Source organism: Rhodanobacter sp. Root561, from assembly GCF_001427365.1.
Classification (GTDB): Bacteria; Pseudomonadota; Gammaproteobacteria; order Xanthomonadales; family Rhodanobacteraceae; genus Rhodanobacter.
The window spans coordinates 242,962-263,808 of sequence record NZ_LMGH01000013.1; the positions used below are offsets into that span (position 1 = coordinate 242,962).

Genomic DNA, 20,847 nt, shown 5'->3' on the forward strand with positions numbered 1-20,847 from the left:
TCGAAGGATCGCCGCGCCACCTGACGGGTGGCGCGGCCCGTTTCACGTCCTTGCCAGCACGCAGCAGTTCTTGCCGTTGCGCTTGGCCTCGTACATCGCGTTGTCCGCCGCGTGCATCAGCTGCTCTTCGGCATCGGCGTGTCCGCTCGGCGTGTATGGCGCGACGCCGATGCTGGCGCCGACGCGCACCTCGACCCGCTCGCTGTTGATGCGCAGGCTGTAGGGCTCGCCCAGCGCGGCGCAGAGTTTCTCGCACAGCTGCAGCGCCATCTGCGGGTCGTCGATTTCCTCCAGCACCAGCGCGAATTCGTCGCCGCCCAGGCGGGCCACGGTGTCGTTGCTGCGCAGGTGCGTGGGCAGGCGGCTGGCGATTTCCTGCAGCAGCGCATCGCCGGCGGCGTGGCCGTGGCGGTCGTTGACGCCCTTGAAGCCGTCGATGTCGATGCAGGCAAGGGCGAAGCGGCTGTGATGCCGGTTGGCGCGCTGGATCGCTCCCTGCAGGCGGTCGCGGAACAGGATCCGGTTCGGCAGGCCGGTCAGTGGGTCGTGGCTGGCCTGGTGGCGCACCATGGTTTCGATCAGCTTGCGCTCGGCGATCTCGCGTTGCAGTTCCTCGTTGCGCTCGGCCAGCTCGGCCATCGCCTCGCGCAGTTCCATGCGCGCCGAATGGAGCTCCAGGAACACGCGCACCTTGGACTGCAGGATCACGTCGTTGATCGGCTTGGCGATGTAATCCACCGCGCCGGAGTGGTAGCCCTTGAGCCGGTTCATGTCGTCGGCGTAGGCGGCGGTGACGAAGATGATCGGCGTCCCGCTGAGGTGCTCGGCGTCGCCGAGCAGGCTGGCCACTTCGAAACCGTCCATGTCCGGCATGTTGACGTCGAGCAGGATCAGCGCGAACTCGTGATCCAGGCACAGCGCCAGCGCCTGGTTGCCGCTGGTCGCCTCGAACAGTTGCGCGCCGCTGTGCGCGAGCAGGCGGCGCATCGCCACCAGGTTCGCCGGCGTGTCGTCGACGATCAGGATCTTCGGCTTCATCGATTCGCTGGTCATGCCCGCTGCTCCCTGCTTCCGGGAAGCCACCGTAGCCGATGCGGCCGTCTTGCGGCGTGAACCCGGTCCGCTTCCACCGACGCGACGCTGCAGGTCAGCGCCCGTTGCGGCACAGTGCTCACGACTGCGCGTCCGGCAGCCAATGGCGCAACATGACGGCGAGCTTGTCGATGTCGATCGGCTTGGAGAGGTAGTCGCTGGCGCCCATCTGCAGGCACAACTCGCGGTCACCGGTCATCGCCTTGGCCGTCACGGCGATGATCGGCAGGGTGCTGAAGTCAGCCATGTCGCGGATGTTGCGTATCGTCGTGTAGCCGTCCATGCCCGGCATCATGATGTCCATCAGGATCAGGTCGGGCCGCTCGCCGGTCTGCAAGGCGGCCAGCGCCTTGTAGCCATCCTGGGCCATGTCGACCTGCAGACCCCAGCCGCGCAGCACCTTGGACAGCGCGAACAGGTTGCGCATGTCGTCGTCCACCAGCAGCACGCGGTGACCGGCCAGCGTGGCTGTGGGAGCCGCCTCCATCGTTGCGGGCGTCGCCGCGGGTCGCGGAATGTCCTGCAGGAACGCTCCCACTTCCTGCAGCAGGCGCTCGCTGGAACGCGCGCCCTTGAGCACGACGGCTTCGGCGTACTGACGCAGTTTCAGTTGTTCGGCCGGGTCCAGTTCGCGCCCCGAGTACACCACCACCGGTGGCATCGCCTTCGGCCGGGCCGACAGGTGCTCCATCAATTCCAGGCCCGACATGCCCGGCAAGCCCAGGTCCAGCACGATGCAGTCGTAGCTGACGTCGGCGATCTTCGGCAGCGCATCCTCGGCCGACTCGGCTTCGTCGACCTCCACGTGGTGGGCGCGCAGCGCGGTGCGGATGGCCTTGCGCGAGGCGGTGTCATCTTCCACCACCAGCAGCCGGCGCCGCTTGCCCTCGCTGAAGCGCAGCAGGCGGTCGAGTGCTTCGGCAATCGCCTCGCGACTGACCGGCTTGGTCAGGAAGCCGACCGCGCCCCGTTCCATGCCGCGCCTGCCGACGTCGCTGACCGACACGAAGTGGACCGGGATCGAGCGCGTGGCCTCATCCACCTTGAGCCGGTCCAGCACCGTCCAGCCGTCCATCACCGGCAGCGACACATCCAGCAGGATGCCCGACGGATGATGCTCGCGCGCCAGTTGCAGGCCGGATTCACCGTCCATCGCAGCCAGCGCCCGATAGCCCCGGCGGTGGATCAGGTCGATCAGGATACGTACGAAGGCGGGGTCATCCTCGATCACCAGGATGGTGATCTGGCCCTGCAGCAACGATTGACGGTCGTCCTCGATGGCGGCGGGCAGCAGTGCCGGCGAAGCGATGCGCCGGGTCTGCGTGCCGCGGGCGGCTTCCGCCTCGACGACCGGCGTGGCGGTGGCCGGCGGTGTTTCCGGCAGCAACAAAGAGAACTGGCTACCGCGTCCGGCTTCGCTGTGCAGTACCACGTCGCCGCCCAGCAGTTGCGCCATCCGGCGCGAGATCGCCAGGCCCAGGCCGGTGCCGCCAAACTGGCGGCTGGTGCTGGCGTCGACCTGCTCGAAGGCGTTGAAGATGCGCTCCAGCTTGTCCGGCGGAATGCCGATGCCGGTGTCGCTCACGGTGATCGCCAGCAGCGGCTGGCCGGACAGCGCCGCAGGAATTTCCAGGTCGGTCCGCGGGCGACCGATGTGCAGGTTCACCGCTCCGCTGGCGGTGAACTTGAACGCGTTGCTGAGCAGGTTGTTGGCGATCTGTTCGACCTTGCCGCCATCGGTGGCAATGACGTCGGGCAGCCCCGTGTCGATCGCCAGCTCGAAGTCCAGATGCTTGCCGCTGGCGACGTGGGCGAAGTTGCGCTGCAAGCGCCTGCCGAGCTCGGCGAGCGAAACCTCCTCGACCATCAGCTCCATCTTGCCGGCCTCGACCTTGGACAGGTCCAGGATGTCGTTGATCAAGTGCAGCAGGCTGTTGCCGGCGTCATGGATGATCTGCGCCGATTCAATCTGCTCGTCGTCGAGGTTGCCGGTGTCGTTGTCGGCGAGGCTGCGCGACAGGATCAGCAGGCTGTTCAGCGGCGTGCGCAGCTCATGCGACATGTTGGCCAGGAATTCGGATTTGTACTGGCTGGCCCGCGCCAGCTCGACGGCCTTTTCCTCGGTTTCCTGCTGCAGCTCTTCCAGCACGACCTTCTGCCTGTTCAGGCTCTCGGTCATTTCGCGCAGCTCTTCGTTGGAGGAGCGCAGCTCCTCGGCCTGCACGCGCTGCTCCTCCTCCGACGCGATCAGGCGCTGCGACTGCTCTTCCAGCTCGGCGGTCTTCGTCTGCAGCGTGGTGTTGCTCTCGTGCAGCACCTCCTTCTGCTGGCGCATCACCAGTTCGGACAGGCGCAGTTCGTCCGCCTGTTCCTGCGTCTGCTGCAGCAGGCCCTGGGTATGCACGGCCTGGTTGAGGTTCTCCAGCGCCAGCGCCACGATCGGCAACAGTTCGTCCAGCAGCTGCCGCTGCAGGGCGGTCAGCGCGGTGAAGCTGCCCAGCTCCAGCACGCCGATCAGGGTCTCGCGATAGATCACCGGCAGGATCGCGACATGGGTGGGCACCGCCTCGCCGCTGCCCGAATCGATGCGCAGGTAATCGGCCGGTACCTGGTCCAGGATGATCGCCTTGCGATCCACCGCGCACTGACCGACCAGCCCCTCGCCGGGCATGTACTGGTCGGCGGACCGGTTGCTGAGGCGCAGGCCGTAGCTGCCCAGCAGGTCCAGTCGATGACGCGCGTCGTCGAACGAGTAGAACAGGCCCAGCCCCGCGTTGCACAGCGGCACCACTTCGCTGGTCAGCCAATGGGCGAAGTCCTTGTGCGTGGTGGCCTGCAACAGCACTTGGGAAATGTCCGCCACCCTGGAGCGAATCCACGACCGCGCATCGGTATCCAGCGACATCTGCTTGAACACCTGCAGCGCGCGGGCGATCTCGCCGACCTCGTCGCGGCGATCCAGCCGGCGTATCTCGAAGTCGTGGTTGTGATGGGAGAGCTGGGTCATCTGGTCGGTGAGCCGGCGCAGCGGGCGGATCACCAGTTGCGAGGTCAGCCGGATGACCGTGATGCCGAGCAGGATGCCGAGCAGGATGGAAAGCGCGTTGAGCGCCTTGGTGTTGCGCAGGGTCTGGTCCAGCTGCTGGTTGCGCAGGGCCAGCAGGTGGTTTTCTTCGCCGGCCATCTGATCCAGCGCCGCGGACATGTCCTCGACGCGCACGGTGCGCCCGGCAATGTATCCGGTCTGGATGCGCTGACGCTCCAGGGCGGCGTCCGGGGCGCCCAGGTCCAACCGCTTCAACGGGGTGATGCCCAGGTCGACCACCTCGCGTTGCCAGCGGCTGGCCATGGCGGCCACGGCATCGAGCCGGCCCTGTTGCAAGGGGTTGTCTGCCACCAACTGGCGCAATCCGCGAATGCGCAGGTCCAGCTCGCGCGTGGACTTCTGGAACAATTCGAGCTCGTTGGCCGAACCCGCCAGCAGATAGCCGCGCGCGCCCACCTGGCCGGTCTGCGCGGCGCGTTGCACCGTGTCGATCTGCAGCAGCACCTGATAGGTATGGCTGGCCCAGTGCCGGTTGTTTTCCTGCGTCTGCAGGGAGTGCAGGGTAACCACGTTGGCGATCAGGAACACGCCCAGCAGCAGGCCGATGGCCAGCATCATCTTGCGCGTCAGTGGCTGGTTGGCCAGCCACGAGATCTTCCTGCGGTAACCGGGCTGCTGCGAATTGTGGGTGGCCATGGCGGTGTCCGATACCGGCGAGGTGGGGTCGCCGGTCGGCGACCCGTCCTCAGGGTAGCTGCTACGCCGACCAAACCCCAACCGCGTGCCATGGCGAATTCAGCCCCGGGCCAGCCACCGGTTCCATCGCCTGCCGCTCAGCGGCGTGAGCGCAACGGGACGATCGAACCCCGACGCAGTGCCATCACCAGCAGGCCCAACGTGCACAGGGAGCACAGCGCGAGCGCGACCACCGAAGCCTCCGCCCCGAACACGCCGCCGCTGAGCCAGTCCGGCCCGCTGCGGGTGGACACCAGCCAGCCGTCGGCGTCAGTGCCCGAAACGGGGATGCCATAGATCGTGCCCTGGGTAAAATTCCACGCCGCGTGCAGGCCCATGCACAGCGGCAGCGAGCGAGTCACGTGGTACAGCAGGCCGAACAACAGGCCGGCCTCGATCGCGATCGCCAGCGAACTCCACAGCGTGGCGCCGGGATTGCCCAGGTGCACCGCACCGAAGAACAGCGCCGAGATGATCAGCGCGGCCCAGGTGCCCATGCCTTCCTCGACGATGCGGAACAGCACGCCGCGGAACATGATCTCCTCGCCGATGCCCGCGCCCAGCCCCACCACCAGCAAGGCCGGCAGCCATGCCGCATCCGGGTTGGTGCCGGTCACCTGGTAGCTGCCCAGCAGGTACATCACGCCGACGATGATGCTGAAAAGCACCACGCCGAACGCCACGCCCAGCAGGCCTTGCGGCAGCAGCGTGGCTGGCGCCAGTTCGCTCATGCGCCGGCGCTCGATCCATTTCACCAGGATCAGATAAACCAGCAGCGGGATCAGGGCGCGGATGACAAACTGGCCGAAAGCGCGTTCCAGCGGCGGTGAGGCCTTGCCCAGACCCAGCAGGTGCAGCACGGCGCCAGCGGCAAAACTCAGCGCAATGAAGAGCGCGATGAAAATCACGATGCGCGCCCCGGCCGAATACACCAGCCAGCGTTTCCACGCGGGTGCATCGGCGGGCGTGACGAAGGCGATGGCTGGCTGCGGCATGTGCTGGTTTCCCCCGGTTGGAATCAGCGCAGGTTAGCGGTCGGGCGCCGGGTTGCCCAGTGACGACCGTCATGCCGCCGGGATCTAGACGTCGACGGCCGCCGCATGCTCGCGCGTGTTGGCGAAGCGCACCTGCGGCCAGCGCTCCTGCGCCAGCTGCAAGTTGACTCGGGTCGGCGCGATGTAGACCAGCTCGCCGGCACCGTCGATGGCCAGGTTCATCGCGTTCTTCTCGCGGAACTCCTCCAGCTTCTTCTCGTCGTCGCAGTGCACCCAGCGCGCGGTGCTGACGGTGACCGGCTCGAAGCTGGCGTCGACGTTGTACTCGTCCTTCAGCCGATAGGCGACCACCTCGAACTGCAGCACGCCGACCGCGCCCAGGATCAGGTCGTTCGACATCAGCGGGCGGAAGAACTGGGTGGCGCCTTCCTCGGACAGCTGCGCCAGGCCCTTCTGCAGCGCCTTCATCTTCAGCGGATCGCGCAGCCGCGCTCGGCGGAACAGTTCGGGCGCGAAGTTCGGGATGCCGGTGAAGGAAACCTGTTCGCCCTCGGTGAAGGTGTCGCCGATGGTGATGGTGCCGTGGTTGTGCAGGCCGATCACGTCGCCGGGGTAGGCCGTCTCGACGATCTCGCGATCGCTGGCCATGAAGGTCAACGCATTGGCGATGCGCACTTCCTTGCCGGTGCGCGTCTGCACCATCTTCATGCCGGCGTTGTAGGTGCCCGAACACACGCGCATGAAGGCCACGCGGTCGCGGTGCGCGGGGTCCATGTTGGCCTGGATCTTGAACACGAAGCCGGACAGCTTTTCCTCTTCCGGCTCGATCGCCCGCGAGGTCGTGTCGCGCGGCTGCGGCGACGGCGCGTGCTCGACAAAGAAGTCCAGCAGCAGCTGTACGCCGAAATTGTTCACCGCCGAGCCGAAGAACACCGGCGTCTGCCGACCGGCCAGGTACTCGTCGAGGTCGAACGAGGGCGCCGCGCCCTGCACCAGTTCGAGTTCCTCGCGCAGTTCGCGCATGGCCTCCTCGCCGATCCGTTCGACCAGGCCCGGGGCCTCCAGGCCCTTGAAGATGGTGGAGTCCTGCCGGGTGAAATTCTTGCCCTGCTCGAACACGTGCACCTCGTCCAGCGCCAGGTGGTACACGCCCTTCAGACGCTTGCCCATGCCGATCGGCCAGGTCAGCGGGGCGCAGGCGATGCCCAGCACCGACTCCACCTCGTCGAGCAGCTCGATCGGCGAGCGACCCTCGCGGTCGAGCTTGTTGATGAAGGTCATGATCGGCGTATCGCGCAGCCGGCACACCTCCATCAGCTTGATCGTCCGTTCCTCCACGCCCTTGGCGCAGTCGATCACCATCAGCGCCGAGTCCACCGCGGTCAGCACGCGGTAAGTGTCCTCGGAAAAGTCCGCGTGTCCCGGCGTGTCGAGCAGGTTGACGATCTTGCCTTCGTACGGGAACTGCATCACCGACGAGGTCACCGAAATCCCGCGCTCCTTCTCCAGCGCCATCCAGTCCGAAGTGGCGCTGCGCGACGTCTTGCGGCTCTTCACCGAGCCCGCCAGCTGGATCGCGCCGCCGAACAGCAGCAGTTTTTCGGTCAGCGTCGTCTTGCCCGCGTCAGGGTGGCTGACGATGGCGAAGGTACGGCGACGGCGGGTTTCCTGGAGATGGCTGGACATGGAGGTGTGTCAATGGGGACGCGAACCGGCAATTGTAGCGTGGAATGCCGATGGCCCCGGACGCCGTGTTACGCTTGCCCCGGTTGTGCCGGCTTGGCCGGCTCGACCACACCCCTTGGGGAGTAGCCTGCCTCGTTGCGACGAGGCGTCTTCGTCAACATGCTCGGCGTCCATCCGCCGTGGCGAAGACACCGATTCCGGTTGGCGAGACCAGCGGTTCACGGCGCCACGGAGGTCGGGCGCGCCGTGCTGCCGTTGCGCCTGGCCCGACCACAAGGCATTGCATGAATCCTGTTTCCATCCTGTTGCTCGGCTTCGCCATGTCCACCGACGCGTTCGCCGCGGCGATCGGCAAGGGTGCGGGCATGACGCGCCCGCGGCTGTCCCAGGCCATGCGCGCCGGGCTGATCTTCGGTGTCATCGAGGCGATCACGCCGGTGGTCGGCTGGCTGCTGGGCAGGGGCGCTTCGCGCTATATCCAGGCCTGGGATCACTGGGCCGCGTTCGCCCTGCTGCTGGCGCTGGGTCTGCACATGATCTGGAACGGCGTGAAGCCGGAGTCGGACGAACCGGCCGACGAGACGAAGAAGCATGGCTTCATCGGCCTTGCACTGACCGGCCTGTCCACCAGCATCGATGCGCTGGCGGTGGGCGTGGGCCTGGCCTTCGTCGATACGCCGATCGCCGTGGTTGCCGTGGTGATTGGCCTGTGCACGTTCAGCATGGTCACGCTGGGCATCATGCTGGGCCGCGTGCTTGGTGCGATGGTGGGTCGACGCGCCGAGGTGATTGGCGGCATCATCCTGATCGGCGTAGGCGCGGTGATCGTGTACGAGCACCTGTCGGCTTGAGGTCACGCCGGCGCGGGGCACGCGCGCAGCACCTTCATGGCACATGCACGCCGCGCATGTGAACGTGGAGTGGAGGCGCGAGTGACACCATCGCGCATGCCATCTCTGTCGCGTTGCGGGGAGGCCATATGGGCCAGAGACTGCAAGGAAAGAGCGTCCCGATCCTGTCGATGGACGGCGTCGCGCTGACGCGGATCATCCCTGGCAGCGCCGGCCCCGTGTGGGTGCCCATGCCCGGCACGGCAGCCGGGAATCCGGCAGCGGCCGTTCTCATCGGCCTGGGCCACCAATGAAGTTCGTGTCGAGCCTGATCTCGTTCGTTCAAGGGCGTGGCGGTGGCGTCACTCCCTTCCGCAACTGGCTGCCCCTGGTCGCCGCGTCGAGCGCGATCGTCATCGTGTTGTTCAGCGTCGTCGCGGCGAACCGGATTCGCGTGCTCGACCAGCAGTCGGTGCGTTCCCAGCTCAAGGCCAGCCTCGATGCCGCCGCCGATCTCCTGCAGGTGCTGTACAGGAACCAGATCGAGGCTACCGCCGCCATCGTGAAAGACCCCGAGTTGATCGACCTCACCCGGGCGTTTTCGCTGAGTCCGGCAGACGCCGGGGCGCGTTCGAGGATGACCGCGTGGGCGGCCCAGCGCCAGGCCCAGTACGGCTTCAGGATCTACGTGCTCTACAGCCCCGCGGGCACGATCCTCGCCGTGGATGATCCGGTGCATGTCGGCGACACTTCGCAAGTACTGACCGCGATGCTGCCCAGGCTCGACACCGACGGCTATGCGGTTTCCGCACCGTTCCGCGCAACCAAGCTGTCACGTCGGGCGAAGGCAGAGGGTGACCGCGACTTCGTGCAATTGGCCTGCCGCACCGTGGCTGACGGGGCGCAGGTACTGGGCTACTTCTGCATCGGGTCCAACCCGCGCAAGTTGCTGTTCCCCCTGCTTGCGGCCGGCTGGCAGGGAGAAACCGGCGAGGCGATGCTGATAGGGCGCGATGCGCGCCTGCGCACGCCGAGCCGCTTCGAATCGGCTTTCGAAGGAAATCCGTCGACGCCGCAGGGCAATCATGTCAGCCGCCTGTACGCCCGCGTGCCATCGAGCCATTCGGCGACATCGGACAAGCTGCCGCTTCCGTTGGGCAGCGATCCGCCGACGCGGCTGGCGCAGGCAGTGCTGGCTTCGAACGGCGGCGAAAGCTGGTTCATGGACGACTACCTCGACTACCGCCGGGTGCCGGTGGTGGGCGCGGGCCAATGGCTGCAGGGCATGAATCTTGGCCTGATCGTGGAAATCGACGAGTCCGAGGCTTATCGACCTTCCCGATTCGCCGCGTTCTGGGTCTACGCCCTGGCGGCGACCGCGGTGACCTTGTTGTTGCTGCTGTCGTACCGCGACGCACGTTTGCGTCGCGACATGCAGCGCAGTGAGGCACGGCTTGTCAGCTTCTTCAGCAACGCGCCCGCCTACATGTGCATCCAGGCCGCCGATGGGAGGTATGTGCAGACCAACTCCCGATTTGATTCGATAGCACCACTGATCGGTGTCTTCGTCGATGCCGCGGGCTACGAAACCACCGAGTCGGAGGGTCGGGCTCAACGCGAGCGGCAGCGTGACGAAGTGCTGCGGACGCGCGAGCCCGCGCGATTCGACACCAGCTTCATCGACGCCCAGGGCCAGACCAGACACCACCAGTTGGTGCGGTTTCCCATCGAGGTGTCGGGTGAGAAGGCGCCGGTGGGCGTGGCCACCGTCGGCGTGGACAACACCACCGAGGTTCGCGCCAGCGAGGCGCTGCGGCGCTTTGCCGACGAACTCGAGGCCAAGGTCGGCGAGCAGACCGTCAAGCTGGCCGGCGAGCGTGAGCGCCTCCAGATGATCCTGGATACCAGTCCGATCAATATCGACTTCTCGGTGGACGGGAAGATCAAGTTCGCCAATCCCCGGTTCATGAAGACCTTCGGAATGGGGCCGGGCGACGACTGGCGTCGTCTGTACGTGGACTTGCGCGAACGCGAAGACCTGATGGAGATCATCCGGCGCGACGGATTCGCCAGGAACGCGGAAACCCACCTGCTGGTCCGCGATGGCAGCGTTCGCGACATGCAGGGCACCTACGTTCCGCTGTCGTTCGATGGCGAGGACGGCATCATCGGCTGGCTGGTCGACGTTACCGAGCGCAAGCGTGTCCAGGGCGAGGTGCTGCGGGCGAGGGACATTGCCGAGGAGGCGACTCGCGCCAAGAGCGACTTCCTGGCCAACATGAGCCACGAGATACGCACGCCGATGAACGCGATCATCGGCATGTCCTACCTCGCCCTGCAGACCGCGCTGGACCCGCGCCAGCGCAACTACATCGAGAAAGTCCACCGCGCCGCCGAGAACCTGCTGGGGGTGATCAACGACATCCTCGACTTCTCGAAGATCGAGGCAGGCAAGATGGCCATGGAATCGGTCGACTTCCGTCTGGAAGACGTGATGGACAACCTTGCCAACCTCGTCGGCCTGAAGGCCGAACAGCGCAACCTCGAACTGCTGTTCGAAATCGCTCCGGACGTGCCCACCGCGCTGGTCGGCGACCCGCTGCGACTGGGGCAGGTCCTGGTCAACCTGGGCAACAACGCCGTCAAGTTCACCGAGAAGGGCGCGGTGGTGGTCAGCGTCGAGAGGGTTGCCATGAAAGGCGACCAGGTCCAGCTGCATTTCCAGGTGCGCGATTCGGGAATCGGCATGACCGGCGAACAGGTCTCCGCGCTGTTCCGGTCGTTCTCCCAGGCCGACAGTTCGACCACGCGCAAGTACGGCGGCAGCGGCCTGGGCCTGGCCATTTCGCGCCGGCTGGTTGGCATGATGGGTGGCGAGATATGGGTCGACAGCGAGCCGGGCCAGGGCTCGACCTTCCACTTTCATGCGCTGCTGGGCGTACAGGCCATGCCTTCGCTTCGCCCCGAGCTGTATGCCGACGATCTCAACGGATTGCGCTTGCTGATCGTCGATGACAACCCCGTGGCACGCGAAATCCTGGCGACGATAGCCACCGAGTTCGGCGTGGACGTCGATACCGCCAGCGGCGGTGGCCAGGCACTGGTGATGATTGCCGAGGCCGCGGCGGCGACCGGTGGTCATCCCTACGACGTGGTGCTGACGGACTGGAAAATGCCGACGATGGATGGTGTGGAAACCATTCGCCGCCTGCAGGAATACACCGCCATGACGTCTTTCCCCGCGGTGATCATGGTGACCGCCCATGGTCGCGATGAAGCACTCGATGCAGCGGCAAGAAGCGGCGTCCGGGTCCAGGCCGTGCTGACCAAGCCGGTGACCTTCTCGTCGTTGTTCGACGCCGTGGTCGAGGCGCTGGGCAAGGGCAAGGTTGTCGACTCCCGCGTCCATCGCAAGGCCGAACGCAACAGCGAGGCCTTGCGTCGGCTGCGTGGCGCCCGCGTGTTGCTGGTGGAGGACAACGACGTCAACCAGGAGCTGGCCAGGGAGATCCTGACCCAGGCCGGGATGGAGGTGATGGTCGCCGGTCACGGCCAGGAGGCGCTCGACATCCTCGGCCGGGACAGCCATTTCGACGCGGTGCTGATGGACTGCCAGATGCCGGTGATGGACGGCTACGAAGCCAGTCGGGCGATCCGCGCCCAGCCTGCGCTGGCGGGATTGCCGATCATCGCGATGACCGCCAACGCGATGATCGGCGACCGTGAGAAGGTCATCGATGCCGGCATGGTCGACCACATTGCCAAACCGCTGCGCGTCGCCGACATGTTCGCGACGCTGGCGAAATGGATCAGGCCTTCCGCTTTGTCATCTGCTGTCGTCCAGAAGAGCGCCATGCCGGCGCAGGAAATCCCGTCGTCCGGCATCACCGGCCCGACTGCCAGCTCGCTGCCGCCGTTGCCGGGCATCGACGCGAAGATCGGCCTCGCCGCGGCGATGGACGACGTGGCGCTGTACACGCGCCTGCTGACGATGTTCCGCGACAGTCAGCGCGATTTCGAAACACGCTTCCTGAAGATGTCGGGGCAGGGCGATCCGGCCGATCGACAGCGTGCGGCGCATACCCTGAAAGGCCTGGCCGGCACCCTGGGTGCACGGGCGCTGGAGACGTGCGCCGCCGCACTGGAACTTGCCTGCATCAACAGTGCGGGCGCGGACCGCATCGTCGATTTGCTTCAGCGTACCTGCGTCGAACTGGACAAGGTCATGGCTGGCCTCGCCGCCCTGACCACGCATGAGCCGGAGGCGCTCGCCGTGCCTGCCAGCGCGGACCCGGAGTACCTGCAGGGACTGGTCCAGCGCCTGCGCATCCTGCTGCTCGATGGCGACGCGGAGGCTGCCGCGGTGATCGAGGAGATCCTCCGGCTCACCGGAGGGACTTCGCATGCATCCGCTTTTCATGACGTGGCGCGTGCCATATCGGCTTTCGATTTTGAGGCAGCGCTGACGGCGCTCGATGCGCTTTCGCAGTAACGCGCCGATCACGGATTTTTTGCCCGGAACCCATGCGTGTATGTTAGACAGGTTCTCAGGGAATGTAGCCGCGAAGCAACGGAGACAGGCAATGAGCGAATCGGAAACCCGGGAAGTCGTGCTGGCCATCGACGATACTGCGGAAAACCTCGCCCTGATCAGCGAGGTGTTGCGCGGGGAGTTCAAGGTGAAGGTCGCCCCTGGTGGTGCGCGCGGATTGCAGCTGGCGCAGGCGTCGACGCCACCGGATCTGATCCTGCTCGACATCATGATGCCGGAGATGGATGGCTACGAAGTGCTGCGGCAGCTTCGGGCTGACCCGCGGACACGGGACATCCCGGTGATCTTCCTGACCGCGATGAGCTCGGTCGAGGAAGAGCGCCGCGGCCTGGAGCTGGGCGCCGTCGACTACATCACCAAGCCGATCAGTCCGCCGCTGGTGCAGTCGCGCGTGCGCAACCATCTGCAGCTCAAGGCGGCGCGCGACTTCCTGAAGTACAAGAGCGAATTTCTGGAGCGCGAGGTGCAGCGGCGCACGCGGGAAGTCACGATGATCCAGGAGGTGACGATCCGCGCCCTGGCATCGCTGGCCGAAACCCGCGACAACGATACCGGCAACCACATCCTGCGCACCCAGCATTACGTGAAGCTGCTGGCGCAGAAGCTCGCCCGTCATCCGCGTTTCGCCGCCTTCCTGACCGAAGGCACGATCGACCTGCTGTTCAAGTCGGCACCGCTGCACGACATCGGCAAGATCGGCATTCCCGACCGGATTCTGCTCAAGGCGGGCAAGCTGACGCCGGACGAATTCGAAATCATGAAGATGCACACCACGCTGGGCGGCAACGCCATTGCCAACGCCGAACTCGCCATCGGCGAGGAGATCGGCTTCCTGCGTTATGCCAAGGAGATCGCCTACAGCCACCAGGAATGGTGGGATGGCAGTGGCTATCCGAAGGGCCTGAAGGGAGACGAGATACCCATTTCGGCAAGGCTGATGGCCGTGGCGGACGTGTACGACGCACTGATCAACAAGCGCGTCTACAAACGGGCGATATCCCATGAAGAGGCGGTGCAGGTCATCCGCGAAGGACGCGGAACGCACTTCGACCCGGACATCGTCGATGCCTTCCTCGGCTGCGCGGACGGCATCCGCGAGATCGCGAACCGCTACAAGGAGTCATCGCAGGTCCTGGTGCGGCAGGCCGAGCGGATGATCACGGACCTTGGCGGCGAAGAGATCGAGATGTAGGGGAGCAGCGGCCCTGTCCGGGTTCACGCCGGATGATGCCTGCTCCGGCGCTGCGCGCATCCCCGTTGGTCAAGCTGTCACACAGGACCCTCCGTGCCGGGCTCCATGCCCCGTGCCGCCGCTCGGGGTTCCGGAAGACCGAAACGCGACGAGTGCGAACGTCACTTCCGGAAAGATTCCCGGCACGTTTTCACACATGCCTTTGCTTGCGCCGGAACATTGCCGGCGTGAGGCCCGCGTGGCGGACAATCGCGTATTCCTGCCGAGGGCGCCTGGTGCCAACATTGCAGGCTTGGAAAAGGCGAACGCACATGATCCCATTCACAGCAAGCTCTATCACGCCACGGTCGCGGCGCGCCTGCTTGGTCGACGCACTGACGGGGCGGCTGCCGGCCGGGCCGAGCTGCAGAGTATGCGTGCGGACATGATCGCGGGAACTCCCGTACAGAAGGGCTTGAACATGTCGATTTGGGAATTGAGGACACAGTCTCCGGACAAATTCGCTCCGCTCGTGCCCAGCGACGCGCAGGTAAATTCGGGGGTCTTCGAATTTGACGGCACGCCCAGGCAATGGAAGCGGCGGCCAGTCGTCGAGGTTTACCAGGAGGGCCGGAAGAAGAATCACCTGCCTCGCGGCGATGTCAGCCTGCTGCTGGCCGGCTCTTTGGTGCTCAGCCAGAAAGCCGCCGACGCGCTGGGGCCCTTTCTGGCGCAATTCGGGCAATTGCTTGAAGCAAAGGTGGACGACAAGGTCGAGTATTTCTACAACGTCACGCGGGTGATCGACTGCATCGATCCTGATCGCTCCGAGCGACGCTCCTCCGGGTCTATCGTCAAGGAGGCCTTCAGAGCCGATGCATTGCCGGTCGGGCCAACGGTCTTCAAGGATCCGCGAACGGCGCGCATCCGAATCTATGTCAATGACGAAGCCAGGCAGGTGCTGGAGGCGAGTATCGCCGCGAATGGCCTGACCGGCTTTGAACTGGCTCATCTCGGCGCCGGTTGAAGTTCCCGTTGGCCATGTGTGCACCTGTGCCGTCTTGATCCGTTGGCCGGTACCGGATCGCCATCATCCTTCGACACGAACACGAAAGCCCGGGAGCAACTCCCGGGCTTCCGCATTTGACACTGAGGCAGGATCAGGTGGCGGTTGAGAACGAAGCCTTACTTCGCCTCCTTCTCCATCAGCTTGTCGACCATGCTGGCCGGCACTTCCTGGTAGTGATCGAAGATCATCGAGAAGTTGCCGCGGCCGCTGGTGGCCGAGCGCAGGAAGTTGATGTAGCCGAACATTTCCGACAGAGGCACGAAGCCCTGCACGAAGGCCGACGTACCCTTCTGGCCCTGGTCGGTGATGGTGCCGCGGCGGCGGTTGATGTCGCCGATCACGTCGCCCAGGTAGGTCGCCTCGGTGACCACTTCCAGGCTCATGATCGGCTCCAGCAGCTTCGGCTTGCTGAGCTTCTGCGCCTCGCGGAAGCACTGGCGGGTGGCGATCTCGAAGGCCAGCGCGGAGGAGTCGACGTCATGGAACTTGCCGTCGATCAGCCGCGCCTTGAAGTCGACCACCTCGTAGCCGGCGACCTGGCCTTCGCGCGATTCGGTCTTGATCGCATGTTCTACCGCGGGGATGTATTCGCGGGGCACGCGGCCGCCGACCACCTCGTCGGAGAACACCACGCCCGAGCCCGGTTCGCCCGGCTCGAAGATCATCTTCACCTCGGCGAACTGGCCCGAGCCGCCGCTCTGCTTCTTGTGCGTATAGGTGTGCTCGACGGTCTGGCCGAACGCCTCCCGGAAGCTTACCCGCGGCTTGCCCATGCTCGCTTCCACGCCCAGTTCGGTGCGCATGCGGTCGATGGTGATTTCCAGGTGCAGCTCGCCCATGCCCTTGAGCACGGTCTGGCCGGTTTCCTGGTCCACTTCCATGCGCAGCGAGGGATCGGCTTTGACCATCTTGTAGAGCGCGGTGGACAGCTTGTCGACGTCGTTGCGGCTCTTCGGCTCGACCGACACGCTGATCACCGGGTCGGGGAAGCGCATGCGCTCGAGCAGCGCCGGGTGCGCCGGGTCGCTCAGCGAGTCGCCGGTCTCGGTGTCCTTCATCGAGACGAAGGCGCAGATGTCGCCCGCGCGGACCTCGTCGATCTCTTTCGTGTCGTCGGCCTGCACTTCGACGATGCGGCCCACGCGCTCCTTCTTGCCCCGCGTCACGTTGAGCAGGGTGTCGCCCTTCCTGATCACGCCGGAGTAGATGCGGCAGAAGGTCAGCGTGCCGAACTGGTCGTTGATCACCTTGAACGCCAGCGCGCGCGCCGGCGCGTCGTCGGTCACCGCCTGTTCGCCGACGACGTTGCCGTCCTCGTCGACCATCGCGATGCCGCCGTTCTCGCCGGGGTAGGGCAGGTAGTCGACCACGGCATCCAGCAACTGCTGCACACCCTTGTTCTTGTACGACGAGCCGCACAGCACCGGCACCAGTTCACCGGTGACGGTGCCCTTGCGGATGCAGCGCTTGAGCACGGCCGGGTCGAATTCGCCGGTGTTGATCAGGTGTTCGAACGCGTTGTCGTCCAGCGCCAGCGCGCTTTCCAGCAGGTCCTCGCGCAGCTTGGGCAGGTCGGCGATCCACGCGTTGTCGGCGTCGGAGCCGAACTTCAGGCGGTCTTTCAGCTGTTCCAGCGGCACGCTCTCCCACACGCTGTCCTTGTCGTCGGAGGCCCAGATGTAGCCCACGCCGGCGACCAGATCGGCCATGCCCACGAATTCGTCGCTGCTGCCCAGCGGCACCTGGCACAGCAGGGCGTTGGCGCCCAGGCGCTCGCGGATGCCCTTCACGCAATGCGCGAAGTTGGCGCCGATGCGATCCATCTTGTTGACGTAGCACAGCCGCGGCACCTTGTACTGGTCGGCCAGGCGCCAGTTGGTCTCGGTCTGCGGCTCCACGCCGGCGACGCCGTCGAACACCACCACGGCGCCGTCCAGCACGCGCAGCGAGCGGTTCACCTCGATGGTGAAGTCGACGTGTCCCGGCGTGTCGATGACGTTGATCTGGTGGCCCTTCCACACCGCCGACACCGCGGCCGACTGGATCGTGATGCCGCGCTTGCGCTCCTGCTCCATGTAGTCGGTGGTGGTGGAACCCTTGCCTTCCTTGGTGTCGTGCACGTCGACGATCTGGTGCTTCTTGCCGGTGTAATACAGCACGCGCTCGGTGGTCGTGGTCTTGCCCGCGTCGATGTGCGCGATGATGCCGATGTTGCGGTACAGATTCAGGGGTTTGTTGCGGGCCACGGGCAGAACTCCATAGGGCGGCACGATGACGTGTCGGGAACAGACGGCTCAGATGCCGTCTGTTGCAGGGATTTTCAATGCAGGCGGTGCGACGGCCACGCCGTCAGCCGGACAGCAGGTCCTCGTAGAACGCGCCGAACGGTTCGGTGGGGTGCGCGATCTGGATCTCCAGTATCCACAGGTCGCGTGACGGCGGCGCGCCCAGGTCGGCCAGGTCGCCGCCCTTGTGGATCGCGTGCGGGAAGTCGCCCACCCGGTGGCCCTTGGTGGCCTGGTTGAAGCGCCAGCCCATCGCGGCGGCGCGCGCCTCGGCGAACGCATACAGCGCCTGGCCGCTCAGCCCCTGGCCACGCCAGGCGTCGGCTACCTCGTGGAACAGCGCGCGCGCCGCCTCGGCGCAGGCCTGCTGTTGCGGGGCATCCCCGATCACGAAGGTGTCGCCGACGTCGCCTTCGTGGCCGTCGAAGACCAGGCCCAGGTCGATGAAATAGCTGTCGTTTTCGCCCAGCCGCACGTCCGGATCGGAGGCTTGTCGGTAGGCCTTGGTGGTATTCGTGCCGATGCGTACCAGCACCGGATGCCACAGCCGCTCGCAGCCCAGTTCGCGGAACACCTCCATCGCCTCGGCCCTGGCCTCGTCCTCGCTGATGCCCGGACGCATGCGCTGGCGGATGCCGTGCAGGGCGTCCCAGCTGCGCTCGCGGGCGCGCTGCATCAATGCCGGGTCGTAGCGCTGGCCGACCGCTTCGCGGGGGAGTGAAGTCATGGGTGACGGACCATCAGACCAGGTGGATCAACACCAGCGCGACCAGCGCGGGCAGCGCCTGGAACCACAGGATCTTCCGCGCCGCGGTCAGTCCGCCGTAGATGCCGGCGATCAGCACGCAGACGAGGAAGAAAAGCTTCACGCTGAAGCTGGCGCCGCCGTTGCCCAGCAGCAATCCCCATACCAGTCCGGCAGCGAGGAAGCCGTTGTAGAGCCCCTGGTTCGCCGCGAGCGCCTTGGACTGTTCGGCGAACTCCGCCGTGGTGCCGAATGCGCGGCGCCCGGACGGCCGCGTCCACAGGAACATCTCCAGCACCAGGAACCACAGGTGCAGCAGCGCAATCAGCGCGATCACGATGTTGGCGGCAACGGACATGGCGGGTTCCCTGGCTGGCGAGAGGAATGGCTGGCCCGCAGTGTTGCAGTCGAGCCGGTTGCCCGCAATCGCGACCCTCAGGCCGGTGCGGCGTCGCGCCGGAAGGTCACCACCAGCACGTCGCGATGTGCCGCTTGCGCGGGATCGAGCGGGGTCACCGCGGTCACGCCGTGGAAGACGCGGTGGTCGTCGACCAGGGCGGCATCCAGCGGGTGGGTCAGGGTGAACTGGCCGACCTCGCTGCGATCGGCTGCATGGATGGTGGTGGTGCCGCGCTCGATGTTCTCGCGGTCGATCAGCAGCACCAGCACGTAGTCGACGCCGTCGCGGTGCACGCCTTCGGGGGTGGGTTCGCCGGCCTCGTCCGCGCGGGCCTCGATGCGGAACTGGTGCACCTCGACATGCCAGTGGCGCACGTGCGGCGCCAGCGCGCCGAAACGCTCGTGGCAGAACGCGAGGATCCGGCGCAGGCTGGCGCCGTCGGCGATCGCCGGCAGCACCGGCTCGAACCAGCGCAGGATGTCGCCCTGCAGCGGGTTGTAGTGGAGGCTCTGGTAGTGCGGCTGGTGCGCTTCGGCGCGCACGCCGTATCCGGCGTCGGCGGAGAAGGTGGCATGCCGGCGCCGGCGATGGCGACCGCTGGCGGCCAGGTAGCTGTCCGGCGCCAGGTCGTTCCAGCTGGTGACGAAGGTGGGCCAGTCGGTCAGCGCCGAGGCGGGCAGCAGGTCGCGCATGATGTCGGCGGTGACGAAGGCAAAGCCGTCGCGCTGCAGCCGGGCATGCAGGGCGGACGTGTCGGGGTGGGGAGTCATCGGCATACGTTAGCAGGACACGGAAGTCGCGGCGACGGCCTTGCACCGCCCGGGGCGGCTGCGGTTGCGAGGCGGTTCAGCGGGCCGGATGTTGGGTCGAAAGGCGCTCTTTATGTCTTTTGCTAAATGTATCCATATATACGTCTAGATGTTTAGACGTCTATTGACAGGTGATCGGCAAGGCCTCAAGATCCGCCTCACTCATCGAGACCGGCTGAGGGACAGGCCCTTTGAAGCCGGGGCAACCTGCGGAACGTTTCCGCCACGGTGCCAACTCCTGCGGGGATGCTTCGGCATCCACCGGTAGATGGGCGTGATCCGGTTCGCGGCGTGCTGCCGTCGTGCCATGGATGACGACCTTTCCGGTAGCTCGCAGGGCGATGTCGACCGGAGAGCGCGAGATGACCCTTCTGCCCGAAGCCCGCTGTATCGAGACGCGCTGTAGCGGCGCCGCCGACAGCGCGTCCCCGTCTTCCATCGAGCCGCGCGCCCGCCTCACCGCCCAGCGCGGCACGCGCCGGCTGCAGCTCAGCCCGAAGTACGGTGCCGGCGCGCGCGCGGTCGAGGTGAGCTATGCGTGGCACGGCGCGGCGGGCGCGCCCACGGTGATCGTGCAGGGCGGCATCTCGGCCGATCGCGACGTCAGCGGCCCGGCCGGCGCGGCGGCCCCGGGCTGGTGGCAGGAGCTGGTCGGCGACGGTGCGGCGATCGACCTGACCCGCTGCCGGGTGCTGGCGATCGACTGGCTGACTCCGGCGCAACTGGGCACCGCGTCCATCTCCAGCGAAGACCAGGCTGACGCGCTGGCCGCGCTGCTGCGCGAGCTGGGCCTGACCCAGGTGCATGCCTTCGTCGGCTCGTCCTATGGCGCGATGGTGGGGCTGGCTTTCGCCGCCCGCCATCCGCGCCAGCTGGAACGGCTGGTGCTGCTGGCCGGCGCCCACCGCGCCCATCCGCTCAGCACCGCCCAGCGCAGCGTGCAGCGTGGCATCGTGCGGCTGGGCCAAGCCAGCGGCAACGTCGATGAGGCGCTGGCGCTGTCACGGCAGCTGGCGATCACCACCTACCGCGGCAGCGCCGAGTTCGGCCGCCGTTTTGCCGGCGCGCCGGCATTCCGCGACGACCGCTTCCACTTCCCGGTCGAGGATTACCTGGAACATCAGGGGCGCCGCTTCGTCGAGCGCTTCGACGCAGATCGCTTTCTTGCGCTGTCCGAGTCGATCGACCTGCACGACGTGGCGCCCGAGCAGGTGCCGACGCCGACCACCTTGATTGGTTTTCCGTCCGACCGGCTGGTGCCACTGGCCGACCTGTGCGAACTGCAGCGTCGCCTGCGCGGCCCGGCCACGCTGGAAGTGGTCGAATCGCCATACGGCCACGACGCCTTCCTGAAAGAACCCGAACAACTCGCCCCCCTGCTGCGCGAAGCGCTGGCCCTGTAGCGGCGGACATTGCTCGCTCCTCAACGCGC

At 66.2% G+C, this 20,847-nt stretch carries 14 protein-coding genes and 2 riboswitches; of the genes, 6 read left to right on the forward strand and 8 right to left on the reverse strand.

Translation table 11 applies throughout. The features are described 5' to 3' along the window. Positions 1-42: 42 nt before the first annotated feature. The 4 genes from ASD55_RS13335 to ASD55_RS13350 all read right to left on the reverse strand — a co-directional run bounded on the left by ASD55_RS13335 (position 43) and on the right by ASD55_RS13350 (position 7,554). Positions 43-1,053, reverse strand: coding sequence for a diguanylate cyclase (locus ASD55_RS13335; protein ID WP_235577815.1), 1,011 nt, complete (start codon positions 1,051-1,053; stop codon positions 43-45). Positions 1,054-1,171: 118 nt separating this feature from the next. Continuing rightward, positions 1,172-4,834 (reverse strand): response regulator, encoded by a 3,663-nt coding sequence (locus tag ASD55_RS13340; RefSeq protein WP_056766800.1) that lies wholly within the window; start codon positions 4,832-4,834, stop codon positions 1,172-1,174. A 137-nt stretch (positions 4,835-4,971) separates the two neighbouring features. Next, positions 4,972-5,868 carry a type II CAAX endopeptidase family protein gene (locus tag ASD55_RS13345; protein ID WP_056766802.1) on the reverse strand — a complete coding sequence of 299 codons (897 nt, stop codon included), beginning with the start codon at positions 5,866-5,868 and terminating at the stop codon, positions 4,972-4,974. Between the two features lie 84 nt (positions 5,869-5,952). Then, complete coding sequence (locus ASD55_RS13350) at positions 5,953-7,554, reverse strand: peptide chain release factor 3 (protein WP_056766803.1); 1,602 nt, start codon at positions 7,552-7,554, stop codon at positions 5,953-5,955. A gap of 105 nt (positions 7,555-7,659) precedes the next feature. After that, a riboswitch (yybP-ykoY riboswitch) is annotated at positions 7,660-7,836 on the forward strand. Between the two features lie 2 nt (positions 7,837-7,838). Between ASD55_RS13350 and ASD55_RS13355 the strand changes: the two genes are divergently transcribed. The 5 genes from ASD55_RS13355 (at position 7,839) to ASD55_RS13370 (ending at position 15,134) form a co-directional block, all read left to right on the forward strand. Beyond that, positions 7,839-8,405 carry a manganese efflux pump MntP family protein gene (locus tag ASD55_RS13355; RefSeq protein WP_056716225.1) on the forward strand — a complete coding sequence of 189 codons (567 nt, stop codon included), beginning with the start codon at positions 7,839-7,841 and terminating at the stop codon, positions 8,403-8,405. Between the two features lie 128 nt (positions 8,406-8,533). Further along, positions 8,534-8,698 (forward strand): hypothetical protein, encoded by a 165-nt coding sequence (locus ASD55_RS18490; RefSeq protein WP_157599005.1) that lies wholly within the window; start codon positions 8,534-8,536, stop codon positions 8,696-8,698. Positions 8,699-8,703: 5 nt separating this feature from the next. Continuing rightward, the gene (locus tag ASD55_RS13360; RefSeq protein ID WP_235577816.1) at positions 8,704-12,876 is read left to right on the forward strand and encodes a response regulator; all 4,173 of its coding nucleotides are present in this window, start codon (positions 8,704-8,706) and stop codon (positions 12,874-12,876) included. 91 nt (positions 12,877-12,967) lie between these two features. Continuing rightward, positions 12,968-14,128: a two-component system response regulator gene (locus ASD55_RS13365; RefSeq protein WP_056766806.1), complete on the forward strand. Its 1,161-nt coding sequence runs from the start codon at positions 12,968-12,970 to the stop codon at positions 14,126-14,128. A 196-nt stretch (positions 14,129-14,324) separates the two neighbouring features. Continuing rightward, positions 14,325-15,134 carry a hypothetical protein gene (locus ASD55_RS13370; protein WP_056766808.1) on the forward strand — a complete coding sequence of 270 codons (810 nt, stop codon included), beginning with the start codon at positions 14,325-14,327 and terminating at the stop codon, positions 15,132-15,134. 158 nt (positions 15,135-15,292) lie between these two features. Here ASD55_RS13370 and fusA read toward each other — a convergent pair whose 3' ends face one another. The 4 genes from fusA to ASD55_RS13390 all read right to left on the reverse strand — a co-directional run bounded on the left by fusA (position 15,293) and on the right by ASD55_RS13390 (position 19,376). Then, positions 15,293-17,422 (reverse strand): elongation factor G, encoded by a 2,130-nt coding sequence (gene fusA / locus ASD55_RS13375; protein ID WP_056766810.1) that lies wholly within the window; start codon positions 17,420-17,422, stop codon positions 15,293-15,295. 103 nt (positions 17,423-17,525) lie between these two features. Continuing rightward, the gene (locus ASD55_RS13380; RefSeq protein ID WP_056766811.1) at positions 17,526-18,188 is read right to left on the reverse strand and encodes a M24 family metallopeptidase; all 663 of its coding nucleotides are present in this window, start codon (positions 18,186-18,188) and stop codon (positions 17,526-17,528) included. Between the two features lie 13 nt (positions 18,189-18,201). After that, positions 18,202-18,564: a DUF1304 domain-containing protein gene (locus ASD55_RS13385; protein ID WP_056766813.1), complete on the reverse strand. Its 363-nt coding sequence runs from the start codon at positions 18,562-18,564 to the stop codon at positions 18,202-18,204. 77 nt (positions 18,565-18,641) lie between these two features. After that, positions 18,642-19,376, reverse strand: a complete 735-nt coding sequence (locus ASD55_RS13390) for a 2OG-Fe dioxygenase family protein (protein ID WP_056766994.1) — start codon at positions 19,374-19,376, stop codon at positions 18,642-18,644. 198 nt (positions 19,377-19,574) lie between these two features. After that, a riboswitch (SAM riboswitch) is annotated at positions 19,575-19,690 on the forward strand. A gap of 87 nt (positions 19,691-19,777) precedes the next feature. Here ASD55_RS13390 and ASD55_RS13395 point away from each other — a divergent pair. Beyond that, positions 19,778-20,818: a homoserine O-succinyltransferase gene (locus tag ASD55_RS13395; RefSeq protein WP_056766996.1), complete on the forward strand. Its 1,041-nt coding sequence runs from the start codon at positions 19,778-19,780 to the stop codon at positions 20,816-20,818. Positions 20,819-20,847 lie beyond the last annotated feature (29 nt).